Here is a 25,409-nt window from a genome sequence, read left to right as displayed (position 1 = left end):
TCACTAACTCTTGGGCGCAGCGTTGCAGCATTAGGTTGCATCGTTCTGCCCTTCAAGGGTAGGCGCAATCGGGGCTAAACTGAGGTACGAACATCATCAGGCTTACAGGAACCTCCATGGCCCGCACTGCGATACCTGGCTACCACCCATCGTGGTTGCTGCTGATCCTGCTCATCGGCAGCCTTGCATCGCTGACGGGATGCTCGAACAAATCCAGCGCTACGCGCTATGCCCAAGCAGGCGCGAACTGCTTCGCCAAGGCAGTGCCGACCGCTGGCGAGGGTGGCCTGGCATGGGGCAACACGTTGAGCGCGGCGCGCAAGAAATCCATGGACAGCTGCATGCGCTATGCGAGCCGTTCAGGCGGTACGCCGAAGACCTGTCAGGTGGTGATGGCCAAGTGCAAGTGATGGGTGGCGGCTACGAGCGGGCCCGCTAGTTCGAGCTATAAGGTTGGTTCACTCGGTTGGTCGTAAGACCGCCCGCCCGCAGCCACCATTGCGATTGTTCAGGCATTGCACCTGAACAATCGCGCAATCATGGTCGGCCAGTGGGCAGGCAGCAATCAGGCGAATCTTATTGCCAGGGGTTACTGCAGCCACGGCGGCGGTGGCGGCTCCTCGCTCTTGACCGGGCCACGCTCGGCTTCTTCACGACCGGCACGGCGACGTTCGTCATCCATCCGCGCCGCTTCGATCTCGCGCAGCACGCCGCCGACATCGGCGTCGTGGTCGTCATCCTCGAACTCGCCGGTCAGCGGGCTATCGGGCAACAATTCCCCGGCCTCGAACAGCGACCACATCTCGCGGGCGTAGCGGGTGTCCTTGAGCTCGGGAGCAAAGCGCCCGAAGTAACCGCTCATGTTCGCCACGTCACGATCGAGCATGCTGAAAGCATGGTTGTTGGCGGCAGCATCGACGGCCTGCGGCAAGTCGATGATCACCGGGCCATCCGGGCCGAGCAGGACGTTGAATTCGGACAAGTCACCGTGCACCAGCCCTGCACAAAGCATCAAGACGATCTGGCGGATCACGAACGCGTGGTATTCACGCGCCTGATCCGGCTCCAGGTGAACGTCGTTGAGGCGTGGCGCGGCGTTGCCGTCGGCATCGACCACCAGCTCCATCAACAGCACGCCGTCCTGGAAGTCGTAGGGCTTGGGCACTCGCACGCCGGCATGCGCGAGGCGGAACAAGGCGGCCACCTCGGCGTTCTGCCAGGCATCTTCGGCTTCCTTGCGACCGTACTTGGAACCCTTGGCCATGGCCCGCGCCTGGCGGCTGTTGCGCACCGTGCGCCCTTCCTGGTACTCGGCCGCCTGGCGGAAGCTACGTTTGTTGGCCTCCTTGTAGACCTTGGCACAACGCACCTGGTTACCGCAGCGCACCACATACACCGCTGCTTCCTTGCCACTCATCAAGGGCCGCAACACCTCGTCGACCAGACCGTCTTCGATCAGCGGCTCAATACGTTTTGGAGTCTTCATCAGGTTTAATTCAGGGTCCTGTTCTGCCAGACACATGGTTTGCCGGCCATCCTCTCACAGCCTGATCCGACTTGCTCGTTTCGAGCTAATCAATACGCGGATGTTGTTGTACCAAATGCGTGCGTTTGGCCTCAAGTTCAGCAATCTGCTCGTCAATGTCCTCGATTTTTTGTTCAATGTTGTCGTGGTGTTCCTGCAGCAGTTCACGCGCTTCCTCGATGTCCGAGGCGGCGGGCGCAGCGCCGCGCAATGGCTGATTGGCAGTTTCTTTCATGGTGATACCGGTGATCAGACCGATCAGGGCAATGACCATCAGGTAGTAAGCCGGCATGTACAGGTTGTTGGTGCTTTCTACCAGCCAGGCGGCGATGGTCGGGGTCAGGCCGGCAATCAGCACAGAAATATTGAAGGCACTGGCCAGCGCGCTGTAGCGAATGTGCGTAGGGAACATCGCCGGCAGCGTCGAAGCCATCACCCCGATGAAGAAGTTGAGCAGCACCGCCAACATCAGCAAACCGGCGAAGATCAGCCCGAGCACACCGCTGGTGATCAGCATGAAGGCCGGGATGGCCAGTGCGAACAAGCCGATGCTGCCGCACAGGATGAACGGGCGGCGGCCGTATTTATCGCTGAGGAAGCCGATCAGAGGCTGCACGAAGAGCATGCCCACCATGATCGCGATGATGATCAGCACCCCGCGGTTCTCGCTGTAATGCAGGTTGTGCGACAGGTAGCTGGGCATGTAAGTCAGCAGCATGTAATAGGTGACGTTGGTGGCGATGACTACGCCTACGCAGGTCAGCAGGCTGCGCCAGTGCTTGGTAGCTACCTCCTTGAACGACACCTTCGGACCGCCAGCCAGGCCTTCGCGATCGCCCTGCTCGAGCTTGTCGACATGCTGCTGGAAGGCGGGGGTCTCTTCCAGCGCATGGCGCAGGTACAGGCCGATCATGCCCAGCGGCAGCGCCAGCAGAAACGGCACCCGCCAGCCCCACTCCTGGAACCTCTCTTCACCGATCATGGCCGAGATGAACACCACCAGGCCGGCGCCGGCAACAAAGCCTGCGATCGAGCCGAAGTCGAGCCAACTGCCGAGGAAGCCGCGCTTGCGGTCCGGGGCGTACTCGGCGACGAAGATCGAGGCACCGGTGTATTCACCCCCTACCGAGAAGCCCTGGGCCATCTTGCACAGCAGTAGCAGGATGGGCGCCCAGATACCAATCGCGGCATAGGACGGAATCAAGCCAATGGCGAAGGTGCTCAGGGACATGATCACAATGGTGGCAGCGAGAACCTTCTGCCTGCCGTATTTGTCGCCGAGGGCGCCGAAGAACAGCCCGCCCAGGGGCCGAATCAGGAACGGCACCGAGAACGTACCCAAGGCTGCGATCATCTGTACGCTGGGGTCAGCGCCGGGGAAAAAGACCTTGCCGAGCACATAGGCGACAAAGCCATAGACGCCGAAGTCGAACCACTCCATGGCGTTGCCAAGCGCTGCGGCGGTGATCGCCTTGCGCATCTTGGCGTCGTCAACAATGGTGATGTCTTTCAAGCCGATCGGCTTGACGCTTTTTTTGCGTGATTTCATATCTGCCACTCTGTTACTGACGTGTCCATTACCGGTTGCCATTGTTTTAATGGCCAGGCTCTAAGGCATCAGATACAAAGGGTTACGAAAAAATTCACTGAGCGCCGACATTTTTCGCGCCAACAAACAGGCCATCTGCGCTGAGGCTCCACGCAGATGGCCTGGTATTGGTGCTCAGCGCAGCGTTACTGACTGCGCGTTACCCGCCAAATGGTGTTGGCGAGGTCGTCGGCGATGATCAGCGCACCGCGCGGATCCACCGTCACACCCACCGGGCGACCGCGGGTCTTGCCATCTTCACCACGGAAGCCGGTGGCAAAGTCGATCGGCTCGCCGGCCGGCTTGCCATTGCTGAACGGCACGAAGATCACCTTGTAGCCCACCGGATTCGGTCGGTTCCAGCTACCGTGCTCGCCGACGAACGCGCCCTCGGCAAACTGCGCGCCCATGGCCGCCACCGAAAAATCAACGCCCAGAGCAGCTACGTGGGAGCCAAGGCTGTAATCCGGCTTGATCGCCGCAGCGACTTTCTCGGGGTTCTGCGGCTGCGCACGTGGGTCGACGTTCTGCCCCCAGTAGCTATAGGGCCAGCCGTAGAAGCCCCCCGCTTTGACTGAGGTCAGGTAGTCAGGCACCAGGTCAGGGCCAAGCTCATCGCGCTCGTTGACCACAGCCCACAGTTCACCGCTGGTGGGTTCGATGCTCAGCGCAGTCGGGTTACGCAGGCCAGTCGCATACGGCTTATGCGCGCCGGTCTGGGCGTCGATCTGCCAGACCATGGCCCGATCTATTTCGACCTCCATGCCGCGCTCGGTGATATTGCTGTTGGAGCCGATGCCGACGTACAGGTAGCGCCCGTCGGGGCTGATCGTCAGCGCCTTGGTCCAGTGGTGGTTGATCTCGGCCGGCAGGTCGCTGACCTTACTGGGCGGGCCACTGGCCTTGGTCTGGCCATCCGCGTAGTCAAAGCGCACCAGCGCATCCTGATTGGCCACGTACACGCTGCCCTCGAAGTAGGCCAGGCCATAGGGTGCGTTGAGGCCTTCGGCGAACACCGTTTTCACTTCGTACTTGCCGTCACCATCAGCGTCACGCAGCAAGGTCAGGCGGTTACCGCCCTTGACCTGGGTATTGCCCTTGGCCTTGATAGAGCTGGCGATGACGTCCTTGGGCTTGAGTTTGGCCGCACTGCCGCCGCGCCCTTCCGCTACCAGAATATCGCCGTTGGGCAGCACCAGCGTCTGCCGCGGGATCTTCAGGTCAGTGGCAATCGCAGTGACGTTGAAGCCCTGCGGTACGGTTGGCTTGAGATCGCCCCAGGCGGTCGGCTCGGCGATTTTCATGCTCGGCAACAGGCCGCGCTGCTGATCAGGCAGTTTCGGGTTGGCGCCGTAGGTTTGCGTGGCGTCGCCCTCGCCACCGCAGGCGCTGAGCAGCAGCGCCATGCTCAAGGATGTCAGTGCATGTACGCGGTTCATCGCACACCTCCGGAGCGCAGATTGGTCAGGCCGAGGCCGGTTGCGATGCACGCCAACGCACTGACGATGACCGACAACACCAGCCCCGACGGCATCACGGCCCAGGCATCCTTGGCATGCTCAAAGGCGTTCATCAGGCCCAGCAGCCAGGTAGCCAGCAGCAGCACGAAGTACACCACTGGGCGCCCGCCCTTGTGCTCGGCGCGGATCAGATTGACCAGGGCAAACAGCAATGCCAATCCGCAGAACAGCAAGCCACCGGCAATCAGCCAGGCAGCAAAGTTTGCCCACTGAATCTGGTAGCTTTGGTAATAGGCTATGTCACTGAGCAAGGCGCCGAGAAACAGCGGCACGGTACCGGCCAGCAGAGTCGCGTGCAGCGCTCCTGGCCGGCAGCGATAGAGGGTTGAGTCGTTCACGGTGGCTCCTTTCATCGATCCAGAGGTCCCTCCCTGCACAGACTGCGCCTGGAGGCCTAATGGAAGATCGCTCGGCCAAAGCGATAGTTCAGCGCAATTGCAGACAGGGCTGTAATCTGGCGGCTACCCGTTTGCTGAGCGGCACCGGCTGAGGACTAGAGTTTTGGGCAAAGACGCTGACAACCCGTGCATATCCAAATGCCAGATCCGCGACGAAGTTTGCCTGGGCTGCGGGCGCAGCAAAGACGATATTCGCAAGTGGAAGAAGATGAAGAAGAGCGAGCGCATCGAGGCTGTGCAAAAGGCCAAGGCGCGCTTGAAGGCTATCAAGAAAGGCAAAAAATAAGGGGGCTGCAGAGCAGCCCCACGTGGTAACCGCTTAGCCCGCGAACTTGGCCCGCGCTGCGTGCAGCTTCTTGTAGCTGTCGACCAAGCGCAGGTGCCGATCGAGCCCCTCCAGCTTCATACTGGTCGGCGTCAAGCCATGGAAGCGCACGTTGCCCTCGACCGAGCCAACGGCCGCATCCATCCGCGCATTACCGAACATGCGGCGCAAGTTGACCTCGTAGTCGGCCAGTTCCAGTTCATCATCGAGCACCACTTCCAGCACCACGTTGAGCGCCTGATAGAACAGGCCGCGCTCCACGGTGTTGTCGTTGAACTGCAGGAACGCTTCTACCAGTTCCTTGGCTTCGTCGAAGCGCTTCAAGGCGAGCTTGATCAGCAGCTTCAATTCCAGAATGGTCAACTGGCCCCACACCGTGTTGTCGTCGAACTCCACACCGATCAAGGTGGTGATGTCGGTGTATTCGTCCACTTCGCAGTTATCCAGACGCTTGACCAGCGCCTTCAGGCTGCGATCGTCCAGGCGGTGCAGGTTGAGGATGTCTTCGCGGAACAGCAGCGCCTTGTTGGTGTTATCCCAGATCAAGTCTTCAACCGGATAGATCTCGGAATAGTCCGGCACCAGGATACGGCAGGCCTTGGCGCCAAGGTGCTCGTACACGGCCATGTACACTTCCTTGCCCAGCGATTCGAGGATGCCGAACAGGGTTGCAGCCTCTTCCTCGTTGGAGTTTTCCCCTTCACCAGAGAAGTCCCACTCAACGAATTCGAAGTCGGCCTTGGCACTGAAGAAGCGCCATGAGACGACACCGCTGGAGTCGATGAAGTGCTCGACGAAGTTGTTCGGCTCGGTCACTGCGTGACTCTCGAACGTCGGCTGCGGCAGGTCATTGAGACCTTCGAAGCTGCGTCCCTGAAGCAACTCGGTGAGGCTGCGCTCAAGCGCGACTTCCAGGCTTGGGTGCGCGCCGAACGAGGCGAACACGCCGCCGGTGCGCGGATTCATCAAGGTCACACACATGACCGGGAATTCGCCGCCCAGCGAGGCATCCTTGACCAGCACCGGGAAGCCCTGCTCTTCCAGCCCCTTGATCCCGGCGAGGATGCCCGGGTATTTGGCCAGCACGTCCTCAGGAACATCAGGCAGGGCCAGTTCACCCTCAAGAATTTCCCGTTTTACCGCACGTTCGAAAATCTCTGACAGGCACTGCACCTGCGCCTCGGCCAGAGTGTTGCCGGCGCTCATGCCGTTGCTCAGGTACAGGTTTTCGATCAGGTTGGAGGGGAAGTACACCACTTCACCGTCAGACTGACGAACGAACGGCAGCGAACAAATGCCGCGCTTCACATTGCCCGAGTTGGTGTCGTACAGGTGCGAGCCGCGCAGTTCGCCGTCGGGGTTGTAGATCTCGAGGCAGTACTCATCGAGGATCTCGGCAGGCAAGGCGTCCTTGCTGCCGGGTTTGAACCAGCGCTCGTCCGGGTAATGCACGAACTCGGCGTTGGCGATGTCTTCGCCCCAGAACTGATCGTTGTAGAAGAAGTTGCAGTTGAGGCGTTCGATGAACTCGCCCAGCGCCGAAGCCAGGGCTCCTTCCTTGGTGGCGCCCTTGCCGTTGGTAAAGCACATGGGCGAATGCGCATCGCGCACGTGCAATGACCAGACGTTGGGCACGATATTGCGCCACGAGGCGATTTCGATCTTCATCCCAAGGCCCGCGAGAATGCCCGACATGTTGGCAATGGTCTGCTCCAGTGGCAGGTCCTTGCCAGCGATGTACGTGCTTGCCTGCGGATCGCTGTCGAGCATCAACAAGGCTTGCGCATCAGCATCCAGGTTAGCCACCTGTTCGATGACGAACTCTGGGCCGGCCTGTACCACCTTCTTCACCGTGCAACGGTCGATCGAACGCAGGATGCCCTGGCGGTCCTTGTCGGAGATATCCGCCGGCAGTTCGACCTGGATCTTGAAGATCTGGTTGTAGCGGTTTTCCGGGTCGACGATATTGTTTTGCGACAGGCGAATGTTGTCGGTGGGGATGTTGCGCGTTTCGCAATACAACTTCACGAAGTAAGCCGCACACAACGCCGACGAAGCCAGGAAGTAGTCGAACGGACCTGGCGCCGAGCCATCGCCCTTGTAGCGAATGGGCTGATCGGCGACCACCGTGAAATCATCGAACTTGGCTTCAAGTCGGAGGTTGTCGAGAAAGTTAACCTTGATTTCCATGCGGGATTACCATGATAAAGCGAAACGAAATGGCCGCCATTATCCGGATTTTTGCCGCGCAAGTCTTTGCCGATCAGCGCGGCGTACAGGTTGCAGCCGCTGGCGTGCTTGCTTAGCGTCAAGGCCGCCCATAAAATGATAATGACTCCCAATTGCGCTTCGAGCCTTTTATGACCTCCAGCCATCGCCCGCTGAACCGTCAGGTGCAGTGCCTTTACCAGGAACATCAGCGTTGGCTGTTGAGCTGGCTGCGCCCCCGCGTCGACTGCCGTGAGCTTGCCGCAGACCTGGTGCAGGATGTGTTCATTCGGGTGCTCAGTGCCAAGGATGCGCAGAATCAGCTTGAGGCAGTGCGCGAACCCAAGAGTTACCTGGCCACCATCGCCCGCCGCCTGATGATCGACCATTTTCGCCGGGCTCGGCTCGAACGCGCCTGGCTGCAGGCCCTGGCCGAGCAACCCGAGGCGGTCAGCATCAGCGAAGAAACCCGCGCGATTTTGCTCGAAAGCCTGTGCGAACTGGATGCGATGCTCGCCGGCCTGGGCCCAAACGTGCGCCAGGCGTTTTTGCTCTCGCAACTCGACGGCATGAGCTACAAGCTGATTGGAGAGCAATTGCAGGTTTCGGTGGTGACGGTTACCCGCTATGTAGCCAAGGCCACCCAGCATTGCGTGCTGTTCAGCCTGGGCGCCGAACGCTGATGACCGTCCTCCACGCTCGACAACGCGCAGCCCTGGAACAAGCCGCAGGATGGTTTGGGCTTTTGCAATGCGAGGAAGCCTCGGTTGCAGACCAGGCTGGCTGGCAAGCATGGCTCGACCGCGATGAATACAATCGCTGGGCCTGGGCTCAGATCGAACAACTGCAACAACGTCTGCATGGCATGCCCACGAACGTTACCGGGCGAGCGCTGCGCCTAGCCGATCAGCCCGCGCTGGATAGCAGACGCGCCGTGCTCAAAGGTTTCGCCTTGATGATGGGTACCGGCGCGCTTGGCTACGCAGGTTATCGCCAAGGCCAACGCGCAGGCTGGATGGCTGACTACCACACACGCACCGGCGAGCGGCTCAATACGATGCTCGCCGACGGATCGCGCCTGCAACTGAACACCGCCAGTGCCGTCGACGTGCTCTACAGCGCAACTCAACGCCGAATACAACTGCACAGAGGCGAGCTGCTGCTTACCAGCGCCGCCGATCCTGCTCGTCGGCCGCTGCAGGTGCAGACCGCACAGGGCAGCATTCAGGCGCTGGGCACGCGCTTCGCCGTCAGGGCCGACGGCGCGAGCACGCTGGTCAGCGTTTTTCAACATCAGGTGCGTGTCACCCCAAACGGCGCTGCGCCAGTGGTGCTCGATGCAGGCACCCAGTGCCGCTTCAACGCCAGCCAGCTTGGCGCGGTGCAACCGATCAATGCCGGTCAGGACGCCTGGAGCGAGGGCATGCTGGTGGCCAATGATCAGCGTCTGGATGCGTTTCTGGCTGAACTGAGCCGCTATCGCCCCGGCTGGTTACGCTGCGACCCCGCGGTCGCAGGGCTGCGCATCAGCGGCGCCTTCGCCATCGACGACAGCGACCAGACCTTGCGCGCACTGAGCACGACCCTGCCCGTGCGTGTAGTACAAACCACACGCTATTGGGTCACAGTGGTAGCGCTATAAAGCATCCTGGTTCGGTAATCGCCCATTTTCAACCAGCAAACGTGCTAGCCGATTGACGAATTAACCAGATAGTACAAATATCGGGGCAATCAAAAACAACAAAGTGATCTGCCATGACGCCCCGAATTCTCGTGCTCAACGGCCCCAATCTCAATCTGCTCGGCACCCGCGAACCTGAACAGTATGGCCGCGAGACGCTCGCCGACCTCGCCAACAGCTGCGCCGACAGCGCCCGCGATCTGGGCCTGGATATCGAATTCCGCCAGACCAACCACGAAGGCGAACTGATCGACTGGATCCACGCCGCCCGCGGTCGTTGCGCCGGCATCGTGATCAACCCTGGTGCGTGGACCCACACCTCGGTGGCCATCCGTGATGCGCTGGTCGCCAGCGAGCTGCCAGTGATCGAAGTACACCTGTCCAATGTGCACAAGCGTGAGCCGTTCCGGCATATCTCGTTCGTCTCGTCGATTGCCGTTGGGGTGATCTGCGGCCTGGGTAGCCATGGCTATCGCATGGCGCTGGCGCACTTTGGGCAGATGTTCGCGGAGCAAGCAGCATGAGCCAACCAAGCATTCTGGCCGGCCTGATTGGCCGTGGCATCCAGGCATCCCGCACCCCTGCCCTGCATGAGCACGAGGGCGACGCGCAATCGCTGCGTTACCTGTATCGGCTGATCGATGCCGACCAGCTGGGGTTGGAAGACAGCGCCCTGCCCGATCTGCTTGAGGCCGCGCAACGCACCGGCTTTACCGGCCTCAACATCACCTTCCCGTTCAAGCAGGCGATCCTGCCGTTGCTCGATGAGCTGTCCGATGAAGCGCGTGGCATTGGCGCGGTGAACACAGTGGTGTTCAAGGACGGCAAGCGCATTGGTCATAACACTGATTGCCTGGGCTTCGCCGAGGGTTTCCGACGCGGGCTGGGCGACGTCAGCAAGCGCTTGGTGGTGCAGATGGGCGCCGGTGGCGCCGGTGCTGCAGTGGCCCATGCCCTGCTCGCTGAAGGAGTCGAACAGCTGGTGCTGTTCGAAGTCGATGTTGCGCGCGGGCAAGCCCTGGTCGACAACCTGAATCAGCGCTTCGGCGCAGGCCGAGCTGCCCTGGGCGGTGATCTCGCTGCCACCCTGGCCGATGCCGATGGCCTGGTCAACACCACACCGGTGGGCATGGCCAAGCTGCCAGGCACACCCTTGCCAGTGGAACTGCTGCACGCGCGGCTATGGGTGGCCGAGATCATCTACTTCCCGCTTGAGACAGCACTGCTGCGCCACGCCCGTGCGCTCGGCTGCCGCACCCTCGACGGTGGCAACATGGCGGTGTTTCAAGCGGTCAAGGCATTCGAGCTGATCAGCGGCAGAGTCGCAGACGCCAGCAGGATGCAGGCGCATTTCGCCAGCATGGATTGAAATGCCGGGCGACGGGCTGCCGAGGTTGCAGCCCGCTTGCCTCAGCTTTCATGGCAGCCACTGGTGGCATAGCTGCGGTATTCAACGCTCTGGCGCTGGCGGTGCGAATCGAGATACTCGATGCGCGAGTTGACTACCCCGCACGCATTGCTGCGGTCATCTTCTACCGACAGTACTTTCTTCACGTCCAGCCGATCGCCATAGCGATAGTGCATGGCGCTGCTGCTTTCCATCGATACGCTGCTGGCTTGCGCAGCGATGGTGGCGCTGCTGGCAACGGCGAACAAGGCTGCACGGGCAATAGTCTTGAAGTTCATGGCAACGCTCCTGGCTAGGTGGGGAAGACCACGCTTCCCGTTGAGTGCCATTTCACCCCCGACAGGTATCTGCCCTGTGTCGCCGAAGCGGCGTTATTGCGAGCCCGTGTATCTGCAGCACTGCGAGATACACTGCAATACAAAGCCGCGCAGGCAAGCGCCTTGGCGCTCGGTACACTGCGTCCATTCTCGCTGAGACGGACTTGCCTGATGGATCACATCGACCACATCCTAATCGTCGACGACGATCGCGAAATCCGCGAGCTGGTCGGCAATTACCTGAAGAAGAACGGCCTGCGCACCAGCATTGTCGCCGATGGCCGGCAGATGCGCAGCTTTCTGGAATCGAACACGGTCGATCTGATCGTCCTCGACATCATGATGCCCGGCGACGACGGCCTGCTGCTGTGCCGTGAGTTGCGCGCCGGTCGCCAGCGTACTACGCCGGTTCTGATGCTTACCGCGCGCAATGACGAGACCGATCGCATTGTCGGTCTGGAGATGGGCGCCGATGATTACCTGACCAAACCGTTTTCCGCCCGTGAGCTACTGGCGCGGATCAACGCAGTGCTGCGCCGCACCCGGATGCTGCCCCCGAATCTGACCATCAGTGAAAGCAGCCGATTATTGGCCTTCGGCCAGTGGCGGCTGGATACCAGCGCACGCCACCTGCTTGACCAGCAAGGCACGCTGGTGGCCCTGAGCGGCGCCGAGTACCGGCTGCTGCGGGTGTTCCTCGACCACCCGCAGCGGGTGCTCAGCCGCGAGCAGTTGCTCAACCTTACCCAGGGCCGTGAGGCGGATATCTTCGATCGCTCGATCGACCTGCTGGTCAGCCGCCTGCGTCAGCGTCTGGGCGACGATGCTCGTGAGCCGACCTGCATCAAAACCGTACGCAGCGAAGGTTACGTGTTCTCGCTGGCGGTTCAACTGCTCGAGCCAACACTATGAAATGGCCGCACACGCTGGCTTCGCGGCTGGCCTTGATCTTCTTCAGCGGGCTGGTGCTGGCCTACGGGCTGTCGTTCAGCCTGCAGGCCTATGAGCGCTTTGTCAGCAGCCGCTCGATGATGCTCACCAATCTCGAACAGGATGTAGCCACCTCGGTGGCAATTCTCGACCGCCTGCCCGCAGCAGAGCGCGCCGCCTGGCTGCCGCGGCTGGAGCGCAGCACCTACCGCTACCGGCTCGACAACGGCCAGAGCGGCCAGGCCATGCCCAGCGAGAACCCGCCGATGGCGGCCGAGTCGGTGGTCAAGGCAATTGGCAAGGACCATCACCTGACGTTCCTGGAGATCCCCGATCAGGACGCGCACTTCCAGGTCCATCTGCGCCTGGCCGACGGCGCCCCGCTGACCATCGATGTAACACCAGCCCTGGCACCGGTAGCCAGCTGGCTGCCGGTTGTGCTGCTGATACAACTGGTGCTGCTGCTGATCTGTACCTGGCTCGCCGTGCACTTGGCGATCGGCCCATTGACGAGGCTATCGCAGGCGGTGGACAACCTCGACCCCAACGCCCCCGGGCCGCAACTGGATGAAAGCGGCCCACGTGAGGTCAGGTATGCGGCAGTGGCCTTCAACGCCCTGCAAGCACGTATCGCTGCCTACCTGAAAGAGCGCATGCAAATCCTCGCGGCGATTTCCCATGATTTGCAGACGCCCATTACCCGCATGAAACTGCGCGTGGAAGTGATGGATGATGGGCAGGAAAAGGACAAATTATCGAGCGACCTGAGCGCCATGGAGCATCTGGTTCGCGAGGGCGTGGCCTATGCCCGCAGCATGGACGGCGGCACCGAAGCGCCGTGCCGCGTTGATGTTGACGCCTTCATCGACAGTATCGTCTTCGATTACCAGGACAGCGGAGCCCAGGTCGAGCGGCTGGGCCATACCGGCGGTACCGTGCAGACCCGGCCGCATGCCTTGCGCCGGGTGCTGGTCAACCTGCTCGATAATGCGCTGAAGTTTGCCGGGGCTGCGCAGCTGGATGTATCCCGGCATAACGACCTGACGATCATCCGCGTGCTCGATGACGGCCCGGGCATACCTCAGGAAGAGCTCGACGAGGTACTCAAGCCGTTTTACCGGGTTGAAGGCTCACGCAATCGTCAGACCGGTGGCACCGGCCTGGGATTGGCGATTGCCCAGCAACTGACGCTTGCGATGGGCGCCAGGCTGACGTTGAGCAACCGCTCGGGCGGCGGACTCTGCGCCCAAATCGAGGTGCCTTGAAGGCATAGCCGGGGCTTGCAATACACAGCGATACACAACGCTGTTTGGTCGACACATTGCCGATACCTCAGCGTTGCAGACTCTGCTCTCCCCCTCTTCATGCAGCGGAGTCTGACCATGAACGCTATGAACCGCGCCTTCAGCAGTTTCGACAATTTCGCAAGCTGGACTGCCGACATACCGCTGCGCTTGTTCCTGGCCTGGGAGTTTTTTGAATCAGGCTGGGAAAAATTCAACGGCGGCAACTGGTTTGGCGACCTGCAAGCGAGTTTCCCGTTCCCTTTCAACCTGGTGCCTGCACAATTCAATTGGCAGCTGTCGATGTGGGTCGAGCTGGTCGCTCCGCTGCTGCTGTTGCTGGGTCTGGGCACCCGGCTGGCCTCGGCGACACTGATTATCCTGACCGTGGTAGCCATTGCCGCAGTTCACTGGCCTGCCGACTGGTCGAGCCTGGCCGAGCTGGCCAAAGGTTATGCGATTACCGACCAAGGCTATGGCAACTTCAAACTACCGCTGATTTACCTAGTGGTCTTGCTGGCCCTGCTGCTGAGGGGCGCCGGCCGATTGAGCCTGGATCATTGGCTCTGGCAGCGACGCCCGATTACCACCAATACCGCGTGATAAATTTCCGCCCACGGCCCTCGTCATTTGTACAAATGAGCCAACCAAGCGAGTAAGCCGTGGACCTGCAGAGCATTCTGGGCAATTTGTTCGCCAACGCCGCCAGCGTTGGCCTCAAGGGCGTGTTTCAGTTCGTCTTCGATGGCCATACTGCGTACTGGTACGAGGCCGGCGGCCGTGCCGAAAGCGGCAGCGGCCAGCACGGCTCGGCAGATGTCAGCATTGCCGTTGCCAGCGCAGATTTCATGGCGATCATGGCCGGGCAGGCCAATGTCGAAGAACTGTTCGCCAGCGGCCGCCTGATCATCGACGGCAACCTGGGCCTGGCTACTCTGCTGCCGCAGGCGATCGACATGGCGCTGCGCGGTAACCAGGCGCCTGCGGTCGAAGCCAATCGCCGCTATCCGCCAAGCGCCCGACCCAGCGATGCGCTGTCTGCAGCGCAGCCGCCGTTAACTCGAATCGAGCGGCGGCCACGCTACGGCTTGGCCGTGGACGAGTTCCGCCAACACTACATGCTGCACGGCATTCCGCTGGTGATCAGCGACGCGCTGCACGACTGGCCGTTGTTCAGCAATGGTCATGAGGCCTCGCTCGAGCTGTTCGCCAACCTGCAAGGCATTACCCGCCACGGCGACTATGTCGAGAAAACCTTCTCCACCGAGCGCGACTTCCGCTCGACGTCCATGGCTGATTTTGTCTCCAGCCTGGACAACCCCATAGCGGCAAGCACTGACGGCAAGCCGCCCGCATACATGGGTAATAACATCCTGCCGGCACAACTGCTCGAACACATCCGCTACCCCGGCTATTTCGAAGCCGAGCAATTCATCCCGCCGCGCATCTGGATCGGCCCCAAAGGCACGCTGACGCCCCTGCATCGCGACGACAGCGACAACCTGTTCGCTCAGGTCTGGGGAGAAAAGTCGTTCATACTTGCCGCGCCCCATCACCGCGAGGCCCTGGGCTGCTGGGCGACATCGCCAGACGGGGGCCTGGAAGGCTGTGACGTTGATCCCAAAGCGCCCGATTACGCGCAATTCCCGCGTTGCCGCGAGGTGCGGTTCCTGGAAGTTGTGCTGCAGGCTGGCGACTTGCTGTTCCTGCCCGAAGGCTGGTTTCATCAAGTCGAGTCTCTGTCGACATCGTTGTCGGTGAATTTCTGGGTGGATTCAGGCCGCGGCTGGCCACGCTCGCCACTGCCTGAGGTGGTCGAAGCAGCGCCCTGCCCTACAGTACCCGCTTGATCAGCGGCTCCAGCCGACTGAAACGCAAGCGTTTGAGGAATTTGCGCACCTGCTGCGGATGCTCGCCCGGCTCGCCCAGCTCACTGGCCGAGCGCAGCGCCGGCGCATGGCGCCTGAGCGCTTGCAACTCTTTCTCGCGCGGCGCCAACCACTGGCCCAGCGGGTCATCGATGAGCAACCCGTTTTCAAGGTCGAGGTTGAAGCCGCGCGGGTTGAGATTGTTGCCGGTGAGCAGGCTGTAGCGCTGATCGATCCAAACGCCCTTGGCGTGGAAGGTGTGGCCGGGGTCATTCCAGATGCGCAAGGTCAACTGACCCGCGTCGATCGCCGCCTGGCGGCGTTTGGCAAAGGCGCGCAGGGTGTCTTCGTACAGGTACGGCAATACACCACTGGCGCTGAATGGCTCACCAGGCGCGACGTAAAAATCATTGGCAGTACGGTCGCCGACAATGATTTCCAGCGCCACACCACGCGCCAGTGCCCGATCGATCTCGGCCATGACCAGGCGCGGCGGATTGAAATAGGGCGTACTGATGACGATCTGCTCGTCCGCTGCCGCGAGTAACGCGCAGATCGCACGGTTGAGCGGGTTGCCACGGCCAATGCCGAGCAGCGGGATGACCCGCAGGCCGTGACTGGCCGGTTCAGCCGGCAATGGATAGGTCATGCGCCGCAAGCGTGCGCGCAAGCGACGGATAGCAGCGCGCATGGTGCGCGTGGCCGGCGGCGCGGGCTGGTCCAGGCGCGGCGTGGCAGCGCTGGCCAGCACCTCGTGGACCAGGCTGACCATGGCATCGGCAAGGCTTGGGCACTCGAACAGATGATAACGGTCGAGGCGATACCGATCGAAGCGATGCAGGTAAACGTTGTTGAGGCTGGCACCGGTGTAGATCACGCAATCATCGATGACGCTGCCTTTGAGGTGCAGCACGCCAAACAGCTCACGGGTTTGTACCGGTACGCCATGGATGACGACGTCCAGACCGCGCTGTTCGCGCTGGGCCTGATACCAGGCGGCGTTGCCGGGCTGGCGGCCAGCGCCAAGCAAGCCACGACGCGCGCGGAACCAGTCAACCACGATGACAATCTGCAGTTCAGGCCGCGCCGCCTTGGCCTGGTAAAGCGCGTCCAGCACCTCTTGACCGGCTTCGTCTTCCTGCAGGTACAGCGCCACGATGACGATGCGCCGCTGCGCGCTGGCAATGCGTTCGAGCAACACCGTGCGATAAGCTGCAGCATCAGGCAGAGCGCTGATGGCTTGCGGGTCGATGGCAAAACCAAGCTGGGGAACAGGCATGGACGTGCGGATCAAGCGGATCACCTCCGGTCTCGAGTGAAATGCAAGGTTCACCCGTGCATTGCGTGGCGCCCATCATAGCAATAACGCCAGCACGCCCGACCATCGCGATCATTACAAAAAAATGAAGGGATGAGATGTCGCCGCCGCCAGAGCAGCCCAGATTGCCTGGGGCTGCCCGGGGCGCCAACGGCTACTTCAGATCGAAACGGTCCAGCTCCATCACCTTCACCCAGGCCGCGACGAAGTCCTTGGCAAACTTCTCACTGGCATCACTGCTGGCGTAAACCTCGCTCAATGCGCGTAACTGCGCGTGGGAGCCGAACACCAGATCTACCCGGGTACCCGTCCACTTCGGCTGGCCAGTTTTGCGGTCACGGCCTTCGAACGCATTGTTGTCCGCGCCGGTCGCCTTCCATTCAACGCTCATATCCAGCAAGTTGCGGAAGAAGTCATTGCTCAACTGCCCAGGTTTGTCGGTGAACACGCCATGCTTGCTCGCATCGTTGTTCGCGCCCAGCACACGCAGACCACCGATCAGCACGGTCAGCTCTGGCGCGGTCAAGGTCAGCAGTTGCGCCTTGTCCAGCAACAGCCGCTCTGCCTTGACGTTGTAACTGCCCTTGGCGAAGTTTCGGAAACCGTCAGCCAACGGTTCCAGCGCACCGAACGATTCGACATCGGTCTGCTCCTGCGAAGCGTCGACACGACCCGGACGGAACGGCACAGACAGGGCATGGCCGGCATCACGCGCCGCTTTTTCGACGGCAGCACTGCCAGCCAGCACAATCAAGTCGGCCATCGACATCTGCTGGCCGCCAGTGGCGAAACCGCTGCGAATGCCTTCCAGCACACCCAGCACTTTATCCAGCTGCTGCGGCTGATTGGCGGCCCAGAACTTCTGCGGCGCCAGGCGTATGCGCGCGCCGTTGGCACCGCCACGTTTGTCCGAGCCACGGAAGGTCGAGGCCGAAGCCCAGGCGGTATTGACCAGCTCGCTTACGCTCAGGCCCGAGGCGAGCACTTTGCTCTTGAGCGAGGCGATGTCTTGCTCGCTCAGTGCCGAGGGGGTGGCTTTGGGCAGAGGGTCTTGCCAGAGCAGCTCTTCCTGCGGCAGCTCCGGCCCCAGATAGCGCGCCAGCGGGCCCATGTCGCGATGGATCAGCTTGTACCAGGCGCGCGCAAAGGCATCCGCCAACTGCTCGGGGTGATCCTTGAAGCGACGCGCTATCGGCTCATAGATGGGGTCAAAGCGCAACGCCAGGTCGGAGGTCAGCATTGACGGCGCATGGCGCTTGCTTGGGTCGTGCGCGTCGGGGATCTGCCCTGCCCCATCACCGTTCTTTGGCCGCCACTGATGGGCGCCAGCAGGGCTTTTGCTCAGTTCCCAGTCGAAGCGGAACAGATTTTCCAGATACTCGTTGCTCCAGCGCGTCGGCGTCGAGGTCCAGGTCACTTCGAGGCCACTGGTGATGGTGTCGGGGCCTTTGCCGGTGCCAAACTTGTTGTGCCAACCCAGACCCTGCTGTTCCAGGCCGGCAGCCTCGGGCTCGGCGCCAACGTTGTCGGCCGGACCGGCGCCGTGGGTCTTGCCAAAGGCGTGCCCGCCAGCGATCAGGGCCACGGTTTCTTCATCATTCATGGCCATGCGGCCGAAAGTCTCGCGGATATCCTTGGCCGATGCGACTGGGTCCGGATTGCCTTCGGGGCCTTCCGGGTTGACGTAGATCAGGCCCATCTGCACCGCCGCCAGCGGATTCTCCAGGTCGCGCCCGGCATTGGTGCGGCTTTGTTCCTCACCATGCTTGGCGGGCTCGGCAACCAGGTCACCCTGGCCCGGCGCCTGGGCCTTGCCGTAGCGGGTGTCACCGCCCAGCCAGACCTTTTCCGAACCCCAGTAGACGTCTTCGTCAGGTTCCCACACATCGACTCGGCCGCCGGAATAGCCAAAGGTCTTGAAGCCCATCGATTCGAGGGCGACGTTGCCGGTCAGTACGATCAAGTCAGCCCAGGAGATAGCCTTGCCGTATTTCTGCTTGATCGGCCACAGCAGACGCCTCGCCTTGTCCAGGCTGACGTTGTCTGGCCAGCTGTTGAGCGGCGCAAAGCGTTGTTGTCCGGAGCCTGCACCACCGCGCCCGTCGCCAATGCGATAGGTGCCGGCGCTATGCCAGGCCATGCGTACGAACAACGGCCCGTAATGGCCAAAGTCGGCTTGCCACCACTCCTGCGAATCGGTCATCAGCGCGGTCAGGTCCTGTTTGAGCGCTTGAAAATCAAGGCTGGCATAGGCTTTGGCGTAGTCAAAATCGGGGTCCATTGGATCGGACTTGTCTGAATGCTGGTGCAGAATGTTCAGGTTGAGTTGGTCAGGCCACCAGTCACGATTGCTGGTGCCACCACCTGCGGTTTGATGGAACGGGCATTTCGATTCGTTCGACATCTGCGGGTACCTTCGGGTCGGGTTCTGTCAGAGTTCCGGTCTAGGCCAGCTTGATCAGCCGAGCACATAGGCTCGGCCGTCTGCTCATCAGTTGGAGCGGTCAGGCCGCCACAAGCGTGCAAAGGGGTTGCCTGAATACGGCGTGCTGTGCAGCAGGCGCTGCGCAGCCGCAGGCTTGTCCCTTCACCAAGACTAGCTGAGCGCGGGCAGAGGTCTAATAGAGCAAGTATTACCCACCGATAGCGTGAATATGTCAGCACCCCGAAGCCAGCGTGCGCGCCAGCAGATTACTTGCGCCGTTGCATCCAAGCAGCGCCCAGACCACTGAGGCAGATGATCGCGATGCCCACCATGCTCAGGTGGTCTGGCACCTGGCCGAAGACCACAAAGCCCAACAGCCCGGCAAACACGATCTGGCAGTAGCTGAACGGCGCCAGCATGGCTGGTGCGGCAAAGCGGAAGGCCTGGGTCAGCAGCAGGTGCGCAGACATCCCGAAACCACCCAGCGCCAGCATCAGCAGCAGGTGGTCCCACTCGGGCATCTTCCAGAAAAACGGCACCAATGCCGTCATCACCAGGGTATTGCACAGCCCGGCAAAGAAGTTGCTGGTGGTCGGGCTGTCGTAGGCAGCTACTTTGCGGGTGAGTAGCTGATAAAAGCAGAAACCCAATGCAGAGCCGAACGGGAAAAGAATCGCCGGGGTGAACATCGAGCCGCCTGGGTGTACCACTACCAACACGCCAATGAAGCCCATTACTACCGCGACCCACTGGCCAGTGGTGACATGCTCTTTGAGCAGCGGTACCGACAATGCCGTCACCAACACCGGTGCAAGAAAGTTTACCGAAGTGGCCTCGGCCAATGGCAGATACTGCAGGCCCGCGGTAAACAGCAGACTGGTACTCAGCAGGCTCAGTGCACGCAGCGTCTGCAACACAGGCTTGCGGGTACGCAGCACCGCCATGCCCGACTTGGGCAGAAAGATCCCAGCCATCAGCAATGTATGCACCAGATAGCGGACCCACACCACCATGATGATCGGGTACAGACCACCGAGGAACTTGGACAGCGCATCATGGCTGGCAAACAGGAAAGTGGCGACCACTACCAGGGCGATGCCTCGCAGCGGCTGATTGACTCCGGACAGCGGTGTACTCGAACTCATGGCGTACTCAAATAGGGACTTGGCAGCTACTCCGCCAAGATCCGGCTGCCATCAAAGGCGGCCTGGATATGGGCGAATTCTAGAAGAGATGCGCGCAATTGCGATAGCCGGTAATGGATTGCCGTGTCTACCGGCCGCTTTAGCGTTCGCTGATCGAACACTTTTTCACAGCAGGTACGACAGCACCGATGCGCTAAAGCTCCCGGCGCAACAGGTATGTGTCCATGATCCAGCCCTTGCGTTGCCGCGCGTGTTCACGTGCGGCCACAATCTGCGCCTTCATCTGCAACAAAGGCCCGGCAAGCAGCAGCTCGTCCGCCGTGCCGAGATAGGCGCCCCAGTAAATATGCAGTTGTGGGTCGTCGATGTCGGCGAACGCGCACTGGCCATCAAGCATGACAAGCACATTGTCGATCTGCTTCACTGCGCCGAGCTGCCGCCCGGGAAGTACGGTCAGCGGCTCGCCAATGCGGTTCAGCGGGATCTGATGACGAGCTGCCAGGGCCTGAATGCTGCTGATGCCGGGGATGACTTGGAGTTGCAGTTGTGTACCGTGCTGGCGTACCAACTGGAGAATCCGCAGCGTGCTGTCATACAGGCTTGGTTCGCCCCACAGCAAGAAAGCACCCACGTCGTCCGGGCCGAGTTCGTCATCGATCAATCTTGCGTAGAGCGCTGCGCGTTGCTGGTGCCAGTCCTGTACTGCCTCAATGTAATCGCTGGCCAATGCATCACGCTGCGGATCATCGACTTGCAGCACCCGGTAGTCGCCAGTGGGCAGGTAGCGCTCGAGAATTGCCCGGCGCATGCGCATCAGCTCATCAGAGCGGGCGCCCTTGTCGAGGACGAAGAATACCGTGGCCCGTTTGAGCGCATCGACTGCCTCGAACGTCACCTGCCGCGGATCACCAGGGCCGATGCCGATCAATAACAACTGCTTCATTAGCCACTCCCGCTCGGGTTTGCTGTGATTCCCCTGAGTGTCGGCTTGAGCCGACACTATGTCGAGCAGTTAAGGCTGTGGGTGAACAGCAAATAAATTAACGCACATAAAACTAGTAAAGTTCCCTGAGTACTTGCAAAGTTTATGGTTTACCGTGACGCCGTCGGCAACTACACTCGGGACTAGTGAACAGCACTATCCCTGCGTGACCGACGTTAAATCTTCTTACAATGTTCGTCACGTTTTGACGCAGTCGTATTTAAGGAGTGATGAAAGTGTCCAGACTTGCAGAGTTTCGCGCTGCCGAAAAAGCGCTTCAGGAACAGATCGCCCAGCTCGAGGCGCTCAAGCAGGATGCCGGTCTCAAACGCGAAATCGAGTTCGAGCAGAAGCTGCTGGGCCTTATGAAAACTTACGAAAAGGGCCTGCGCGATATCGTCGCCATCCTTGATCCAAAAGGCAGCAGCAAACCCGCCACCAAGGCGTCCGGGGCAGCACCAAAACAGCAGCGCCGCGCCCGCGTGGTCAAGGTTTACGAGAACCCGCACACCGGCGAACTGATCGAAACCAAGGGCGGTAACCACCGCGGTCTGAAAGCCTGGAAAGAAGAACACGGCGCCAGCACTGTCGACGGCTGGTTGCGCCCATGAAACATGGACATACACTTCACACTTTTTTCACAGTTTGTGGGCCATGATCAATTCCAGCTAACGGATTAGCGACCCCATCTGCGCCCGCACACGCGGGCCTCTAATTTCAGCGCCCTGCCCTCGTGCAGGGCGCTTTCATTTTGCCTCCCCGCTCACGTCCCGTATTATGGACGGCCTGTCTTACCGCTGGTGCCTGCGGGCCCGGCCTCGTCTCTGGAGCCTTCATGAGCCTGAACGATCTCAACACCTTGCCTGGCGTTACCGCTCAAACGGACGCTGCCACTGCGCAATTCGTTTTCAACCACACCATGCTGCGCGTCAAGGACATCGAGAAGTCGCTGGACTTCTACACCCGCGTGCTCGGTTTCAAACTGGTGGACAAGCGCGACTTCGTCGAAGCCAAGTTCAGCCTGTACTTCCTGGCACTGGTTGACCCCGCGCAAATTCCGGCTGATGACGATGCTCGTCACCAGTGGATGAAGTCGATCCCGGGCGTGCTGGAGCTGACTCATAACCACGGCACTGAAAGTGATGCAGCGTTTGCCTATCACGATGGCAACACTGACCCACGCGGTTTTGGTCATATCTGCATTTCGGTGCCTGATGTAGTTGCAGCGTGCGAACGCTTTGAAGCTTTGCAGGTGCCGTTCCAGAAGCGCCTGAGCGACGGCCGCATGAACCATCTGGCATTCATCAAAGACCCCGATGGTTACTGGGTCGAAGTGATTCAGCCGACGCCCTTGTAAGCACAGCTGACTAGGCGCCCCGCGCATAGGCAACTGCAGCGTCGATCTGCGTTGCCGTGGGGCGCACGCCGGTATACAGCACAAACTGCTCCAGCGCTTGCAGGGCAATCACCTCAAGCCCTGTGATGACCGGTTTGCCGAGCGCTTCGGCGCGGCAGATCAGTGGCGTGCGCGCCGGCATCGCCACCACGTCGAATACCCGTTCTGCCACTGCAATCGCGGTTTCGGGGAACGCCAGTTGCTCCGCCTCAGGGCCGCCGGCCATACCAATCGGCGTGACGTTGATCAGCATCGGCGGCGCCAAGTCGCCCAGTTCTGCCTGCCAGCGATAACCCAGCATGTCGGCCAGTTGCCGCCCAGCTTGTTCATTACGGGCAATAATCAGCCCTTCACGAAAGCCGGCGTCACTCAACGCACAGGCTACTGCCTTGGCCATCCCGCCGCTGCCACGCAGCGCGAACGCTGTAGCCGGGTCTACCTTATGTTTGGCCAAAAGCTGCTGCACGGCCAGATAATCGGTGTTGTAAGCCTTCAAGTAGCCGTCGCTGTTGACCAGCGTATTAACCGACTCGATGGCAGCCGCAGACGCATCAACCTCGTCGACCAACGCCAGGCAAGCTTCCTTGAACGGCATCGATACACCGCAACCGCGAATCCCCAATGCTCGAATACCAGCCACCGCGGCGGGCAGATCATGTGTGGTCATGGCCTTGTAGTAGTAATCCAGGCCCAGCTGTTCATAGAGATGATTGTGAAAGCGCACGCCAAAGGTCCCGGGACGGCCGGCCAGGGAGATGCACAACTGCGTGTTTCTGCTGGGAATGTGGCTCATCTACTGCTCCGTTTGCCTGAGCTGAATCGTTGTTCCAGCGTACCAGAGGGCATTGCTTACACAACCTTTACCCTTTCCCGGCGCTCAGTTGACAGTAACAACGGCCATAGTAGGAGCCATCGCGCAGCGTGGTCTCGACACTACTGTTGATAGAGCTGATGACCACTATTGAGAAAGTTGATTTCAAACGCCGTCAGCAGCTGGGTAAGGTTGGCGCACGTCTTACAGGAGGTCAGCATGGCCACTATCCAGATCATGTCGGTTGTTGGTAGCGCAGTTCCCACTCGCTTGCGTGAGCAGGGGCTGCTGGCCTGCTGGTATCTGATGCGCAATGGCGAGCCGGTGAGCGGCCCGCTGGCGTCCAAAGCCTGTGCAGTAGCGATGGCCGATCAGCTGCAGAGCGGCAGCTTGATGGCTTGAACGAATGTGTTGTGTGTTGCTCCTTGTGCCCTTGTTGCCCGCCATTTTTGGCGGGCTTTTTTTTTGCGCGCTGGGGCACGCCTCAGGCTGGATCTGGATGCTCGCTGGAGACTGTGTTGTTGGTCTCTACGTCAGACATTTCTTCGTCCAGGCCGGCATCTTCATCTTCAGGCAGCGGAGGCATTGGGTCATGAGCCGTCTCGTTGTCGGTCGTACCGCCCACGCCCTGCTGAGAGATGTTGCCAGGTGCTTTTTCGTCGATATCCATAGCGCTACCCTCGTCAATGCACGGATGATCCGTGCCTTAGCGTGAGAGCCGCGGGATTGACGCAAGTGCCCGCGACGAGACCAACGGCGCTAACTCTCGAGAAGCAACTCTTAACAGTGGGTATTGGCTAAGCCGATCGTTTTTTCCCGGTGCTGATCAATTCGACGCTCCATCGTCATTAAAACGACGTTTGCGCCGAACCGCCTGCAGCAACAATACAGCGCTGGGAATCAACAGGCCGACCGCGGTCCAGCCAAACGCAGGCTGACCAGAAGCGCCTACAGCGGCGAAAACAACACCGATAACCAGCATGGACCCGCCTGCGGCGTAAAAAGGGGTAGTGCTGTGCTTGCTCATGATGATCCTCCTTGAAGTGCGGTATTTAATCATGAATCGACAAAGTGCCTATCGTCTTCGGCAACCTCGAGCTACGAAGTAGCCCGTTCGCGCTATGCCCCACTCCCACAGTTTCGCCGCATATGGCGTTAAAAGATGGATACTGGATTAAAATTCCTTCACCTTGCGCCCTTTAGTCATAAGGCATTCGACACGCTTTCGGCCATACTCCACAGATGTTTTTCGCGGTTTGGCACGTTTTGGAAAGGGAGGAAAGCCCGTGTTTACGGGCCTTCCAGCCCTCACCGACACCCTGCAACACGCTCGAAAACGATGCCAGTGGTACAAAAAGTGGTACGAGGCAGCTGTACGTCCATCCAGCGAAAGCTGGGCATGCGTAGTAGATACTTGAGTATTGCCAAAGGCGCGGCTCTGATGGGCTGAGCGCTGCTGCAAATCCCCCTCCCCGGCGTTCTGCCGACCTCCCCCTTTCTTTATATGGCTACACCGTCCGACACCACCACGACTGCGCATACAGCACACCGTCGACCTCCTCCACACCATTGATGTTGATGCCGAGCTGCGCCATGCCATTCACCTTCGCATCGTGCAGCCGCGGAATGACATCGGCGCCTGGCGAGTGCGTGAACACCCAGGCCTGCGTCGCCACCCTGCCCAACGGCGCGCTGTGATGATCGCCAATGTGGATGTCCGCCTTCAGGGCCTGGATCTTCCCCAGCTGATCAGTCGGGATGGCTACGCCCAGCTTGCGCCGCCGGACGATCAGGAAATACATGACATCGGCCAGTGGCTGCGCAGGCTGTAGGTGACCACACCCCAGACCGAGAACTCGTCCCCCTCCATGATGAACCGCGGCGCGTACCGGGGATTCTCCGAGCGCAGCACGATCTGACGGCCGACGTAGTCGAGCCGCTTGCAGACTGGCTCGCCGTTGACCCCCGCGATGACTATGTGACCGGACCGCGCATCGATCGCCTTGTCGACGATCACCACGTCCTCGTCGAAGATCCCGGCACCCTCCATACTGTCGCCGCCGATCCTGACCAGGTACACACTGGGCGAGCGGACTTGCAGCAGATCATCGAGGGAAATAGCCTGCAGGCCGCCAGCTTCTGCGAAGTCGCTCATGGGCTGCATGGCTGGCCAGCCTCAAGGCCATAGATACGAGCCGCCTCTGCCAGCTCGAGCATGTCCGCGAGCTGGTCAGCGTCTACCTCCTTTCTGCGGTGAGCGGCCAAGGCCATGACCTCGAGC

At 60.6% G+C, this 25,409-nt stretch carries 28 protein-coding genes; 13 read left to right on the top strand and 15 right to left on the bottom strand.

Going from position 1 to position 25,409, the window contains the following annotated elements; genetic code table 11:
* The first annotated feature begins 116 nt into the window (after positions 1 to 116).
* Positions 117 to 410, top strand: a complete 294-nt coding sequence (locus tag M2396_RS03930; protein ID WP_101320085.1) for a hypothetical protein — start codon at positions 117 to 119, stop codon at positions 408 to 410.
* 179 nt (positions 411 to 589) lie between these two features.
* On the opposite strand, the gene M2396_RS03925 is transcribed toward M2396_RS03930, so the two are convergent.
* The 4 genes from M2396_RS03925 to M2396_RS03910 all read right to left on the bottom strand — a co-directional run bounded on the left by M2396_RS03925 (position 590) and on the right by M2396_RS03910 (position 4,986).
* On the bottom strand, positions 590 to 1,486 hold the full coding sequence (locus tag M2396_RS03925; protein ID WP_150571859.1) for a PA4780 family RIO1-like protein kinase: 897 nt from the start codon (positions 1,484 to 1,486) through the stop codon (positions 590 to 592).
* A gap of 85 nt (positions 1,487 to 1,571) precedes the next feature.
* Positions 1,572 to 3,074: a glycine betaine/L-proline transporter ProP gene (proP, locus tag M2396_RS03920; protein WP_101320088.1), complete on the bottom strand. Its 1,503-nt coding sequence runs from the start codon at positions 3,072 to 3,074 to the stop codon at positions 1,572 to 1,574.
* A 185-nt stretch (positions 3,075 to 3,259) separates the two neighbouring features.
* Positions 3,260 to 4,552: a sorbosone dehydrogenase family protein gene (locus M2396_RS03915; protein WP_259073266.1), complete on the bottom strand. Its 1,293-nt coding sequence runs from the start codon at positions 4,550 to 4,552 to the stop codon at positions 3,260 to 3,262.
* Positions 4,549 to 4,986, bottom strand: coding sequence for a DUF2231 domain-containing protein (locus M2396_RS03910; protein ID WP_101320092.1), 438 nt, complete (start codon positions 4,984 to 4,986; stop codon positions 4,549 to 4,551). Before M2396_RS03910 ends, M2396_RS03915 begins: the two co-directional genes overlap by 4 nt.
* A 148-nt stretch (positions 4,987 to 5,134) precedes the next feature.
* Here M2396_RS03910 and M2396_RS03905 point away from each other — a divergent pair, with 148 nt between their 5' ends.
* A complete protein-coding gene (locus M2396_RS03905; protein WP_101320094.1) occupies positions 5,135 to 5,317 on the top strand; it encodes a DUF1289 domain-containing protein in 183 nt (60 codons plus the stop codon).
* A 33-nt stretch (positions 5,318 to 5,350) separates the two neighbouring features.
* On the opposite strand, the gene M2396_RS03900 is transcribed toward M2396_RS03905, so the two are convergent.
* A complete protein-coding gene (locus M2396_RS03900) occupies positions 5,351 to 7,546 on the bottom strand; it encodes an OsmC domain/YcaO domain-containing protein (RefSeq protein ID WP_259073264.1) in 2,196 nt (731 codons plus the stop codon).
* A 170-nt stretch (positions 7,547 to 7,716) separates the two neighbouring features.
* On the opposite strand from M2396_RS03900, the gene M2396_RS03895 reads away from it, so the two are divergent.
* The 4 genes from M2396_RS03895 to M2396_RS03880 all read left to right on the top strand — a co-directional run bounded on the left by M2396_RS03895 (position 7,717) and on the right by M2396_RS03880 (position 10,614).
* On the top strand, positions 7,717 to 8,247 hold the full coding sequence (locus M2396_RS03895) for a sigma-70 family RNA polymerase sigma factor (protein WP_259073263.1): 531 nt from the start codon (positions 7,717 to 7,719) through the stop codon (positions 8,245 to 8,247).
* A complete protein-coding gene (locus M2396_RS03890) occupies positions 8,247 to 9,206 on the top strand; it encodes a FecR domain-containing protein (protein ID WP_101320100.1) in 960 nt (319 codons plus the stop codon). Before M2396_RS03895 ends, M2396_RS03890 begins: the two co-directional genes overlap by 1 nt.
* 113 nt (positions 9,207 to 9,319) lie before the next feature.
* Positions 9,320 to 9,769 (top strand): type II 3-dehydroquinate dehydratase, encoded by a 450-nt coding sequence (aroQ, locus tag M2396_RS03885; protein WP_150569023.1) that lies wholly within the window; start codon positions 9,320 to 9,322, stop codon positions 9,767 to 9,769.
* Positions 9,766 to 10,614, top strand: coding sequence for a shikimate dehydrogenase (locus M2396_RS03880; RefSeq protein WP_150571855.1), 849 nt, complete (start codon positions 9,766 to 9,768; stop codon positions 10,612 to 10,614). Before aroQ ends, M2396_RS03880 begins: the two co-directional genes overlap by 4 nt.
* 41 nt (positions 10,615 to 10,655) lie before the next feature.
* Here the strand turns inward: M2396_RS03880 and M2396_RS03875 are convergent, their stop codons facing one another.
* Positions 10,656 to 10,931: a DUF2790 domain-containing protein gene (locus M2396_RS03875; protein WP_259073259.1), complete on the bottom strand. Its 276-nt coding sequence runs from the start codon at positions 10,929 to 10,931 to the stop codon at positions 10,656 to 10,658.
* 210 nt (positions 10,932 to 11,141) lie between these two features.
* On the opposite strand from M2396_RS03875, the gene M2396_RS03870 reads away from it, so the two are divergent.
* From M2396_RS03870 to M2396_RS03855, 4 genes are all read left to right on the top strand, one after another.
* On the top strand, positions 11,142 to 11,882 hold the full coding sequence (locus tag M2396_RS03870) for a response regulator (protein ID WP_101320108.1): 741 nt from the start codon (positions 11,142 to 11,144) through the stop codon (positions 11,880 to 11,882).
* Positions 11,879 to 13,165, top strand: coding sequence for a HAMP domain-containing sensor histidine kinase (locus tag M2396_RS03865; RefSeq protein WP_259073257.1), 1,287 nt, complete (start codon positions 11,879 to 11,881; stop codon positions 13,163 to 13,165). Before M2396_RS03870 ends, M2396_RS03865 begins: the two co-directional genes overlap by 4 nt.
* Positions 13,166 to 13,282: 117 nt before the next feature.
* The gene (locus M2396_RS03860; protein WP_259073254.1) at positions 13,283 to 13,786 is read left to right on the top strand and encodes a DoxX family protein; all 504 of its coding nucleotides are present in this window, start codon (positions 13,283 to 13,285) and stop codon (positions 13,784 to 13,786) included.
* Between the two features lie 59 nt (positions 13,787 to 13,845).
* Entirely contained in the window at positions 13,846 to 15,033 is a 1,188-nt protein-coding gene (locus M2396_RS03855; RefSeq protein WP_259073252.1) for a cupin-like domain-containing protein, read from the top strand.
* On the opposite strand, the gene pssA is transcribed toward M2396_RS03855, so the two are convergent.
* The 4 genes from pssA to cobF all read right to left on the bottom strand — a co-directional run bounded on the left by pssA (position 15,017) and on the right by cobF (position 20,882).
* Positions 15,017 to 16,330, bottom strand: coding sequence for a CDP-diacylglycerol--serine O-phosphatidyltransferase (gene pssA, locus M2396_RS03850; protein ID WP_259073251.1), 1,314 nt, complete (start codon positions 16,328 to 16,330; stop codon positions 15,017 to 15,019). The genes M2396_RS03855 and pssA overlap by 17 nt on opposite strands.
* A gap of 193 nt (positions 16,331 to 16,523) precedes the next feature.
* A complete protein-coding gene (katG, locus tag M2396_RS03845) occupies positions 16,524 to 18,773 on the bottom strand; it encodes a catalase/peroxidase HPI (RefSeq protein WP_259073249.1) in 2,250 nt (749 codons plus the stop codon).
* A gap of 287 nt (positions 18,774 to 19,060) precedes the next feature.
* The gene (locus M2396_RS03840) at positions 19,061 to 19,939 is read right to left on the bottom strand and encodes a DMT family transporter (RefSeq protein ID WP_101320118.1); all 879 of its coding nucleotides are present in this window, start codon (positions 19,937 to 19,939) and stop codon (positions 19,061 to 19,063) included.
* 193 nt (positions 19,940 to 20,132) lie between these two features.
* Positions 20,133 to 20,882 (bottom strand): precorrin-6A synthase (deacetylating), encoded by a 750-nt coding sequence (gene cobF / locus M2396_RS03835; RefSeq protein WP_259073247.1) that lies wholly within the window; start codon positions 20,880 to 20,882, stop codon positions 20,133 to 20,135.
* A 275-nt stretch (positions 20,883 to 21,157) separates the two neighbouring features.
* Between cobF and M2396_RS03830 the strand changes: the two genes are divergently transcribed.
* Together M2396_RS03830 and gloA are read left to right on the top strand one after the other, a co-directional pair.
* Complete coding sequence (locus M2396_RS03830) at positions 21,158 to 21,532, top strand: histone-like nucleoid-structuring protein, MvaT/MvaU family (RefSeq protein WP_259073245.1); 375 nt, start codon at positions 21,158 to 21,160, stop codon at positions 21,530 to 21,532.
* A 224-nt stretch (positions 21,533 to 21,756) separates the two neighbouring features.
* Positions 21,757 to 22,278, top strand: a complete 522-nt coding sequence (gene gloA / locus M2396_RS03825; protein WP_101320122.1) for a lactoylglutathione lyase — start codon at positions 21,757 to 21,759, stop codon at positions 22,276 to 22,278.
* 10 nt (positions 22,279 to 22,288) lie between these two features.
* Here the strand turns inward: gloA and M2396_RS03820 are convergent, their stop codons facing one another.
* On the bottom strand, positions 22,289 to 23,110 hold the full coding sequence (locus M2396_RS03820) for a shikimate 5-dehydrogenase (RefSeq protein WP_259073243.1): 822 nt from the start codon (positions 23,108 to 23,110) through the stop codon (positions 22,289 to 22,291).
* Positions 23,111 to 23,347: 237 nt separating this feature from the next.
* On the opposite strand from M2396_RS03820, the gene M2396_RS03815 reads away from it, so the two are divergent.
* Positions 23,348 to 23,530 carry a hypothetical protein gene (locus M2396_RS03815; protein WP_101320126.1) on the top strand — a complete coding sequence of 61 codons (183 nt, stop codon included), beginning with the start codon at positions 23,348 to 23,350 and terminating at the stop codon, positions 23,528 to 23,530.
* Between the two features lie 82 nt (positions 23,531 to 23,612).
* On the opposite strand, the gene M2396_RS03810 is transcribed toward M2396_RS03815, so the two are convergent.
* The 4 genes from M2396_RS03810 to M2396_RS03795 all read right to left on the bottom strand — a co-directional run bounded on the left by M2396_RS03810 (position 23,613) and on the right by M2396_RS03795 (position 25,283).
* Entirely contained in the window at positions 23,613 to 23,798 is a 186-nt protein-coding gene (locus M2396_RS03810; protein WP_101320128.1) for a hypothetical protein, read from the bottom strand.
* A gap of 156 nt (positions 23,799 to 23,954) precedes the next feature.
* Complete coding sequence (locus tag M2396_RS03805) at positions 23,955 to 24,155, bottom strand: hypothetical protein (protein ID WP_150569012.1); 201 nt, start codon at positions 24,153 to 24,155, stop codon at positions 23,955 to 23,957.
* A 481-nt stretch (positions 24,156 to 24,636) separates the two neighbouring features.
* Positions 24,637 to 24,930, bottom strand: coding sequence for a hypothetical protein (locus M2396_RS03800; protein ID WP_181106521.1), 294 nt, complete (start codon positions 24,928 to 24,930; stop codon positions 24,637 to 24,639).
* Positions 24,918 to 25,283, bottom strand: coding sequence for a S24 family peptidase (locus tag M2396_RS03795; protein ID WP_310504217.1), 366 nt, complete (start codon positions 25,281 to 25,283; stop codon positions 24,918 to 24,920). Before M2396_RS03795 ends, M2396_RS03800 begins: the two co-directional genes overlap by 13 nt.
* Between the last annotated feature and the right edge of the window lie 126 nt (positions 25,284 to 25,409).

This window comes from Pseudomonas sp. BIGb0278, assembly GCF_024809895.1.
GTDB classification, from domain to species: Bacteria; Pseudomonadota; Gammaproteobacteria; order Pseudomonadales; family Pseudomonadaceae; genus Aquipseudomonas; species Aquipseudomonas shirazensis.
The sequence above is the reverse complement of the archived record's forward strand: the minus strand, read 5'-3'. Positions and strand labels throughout refer to the sequence as shown.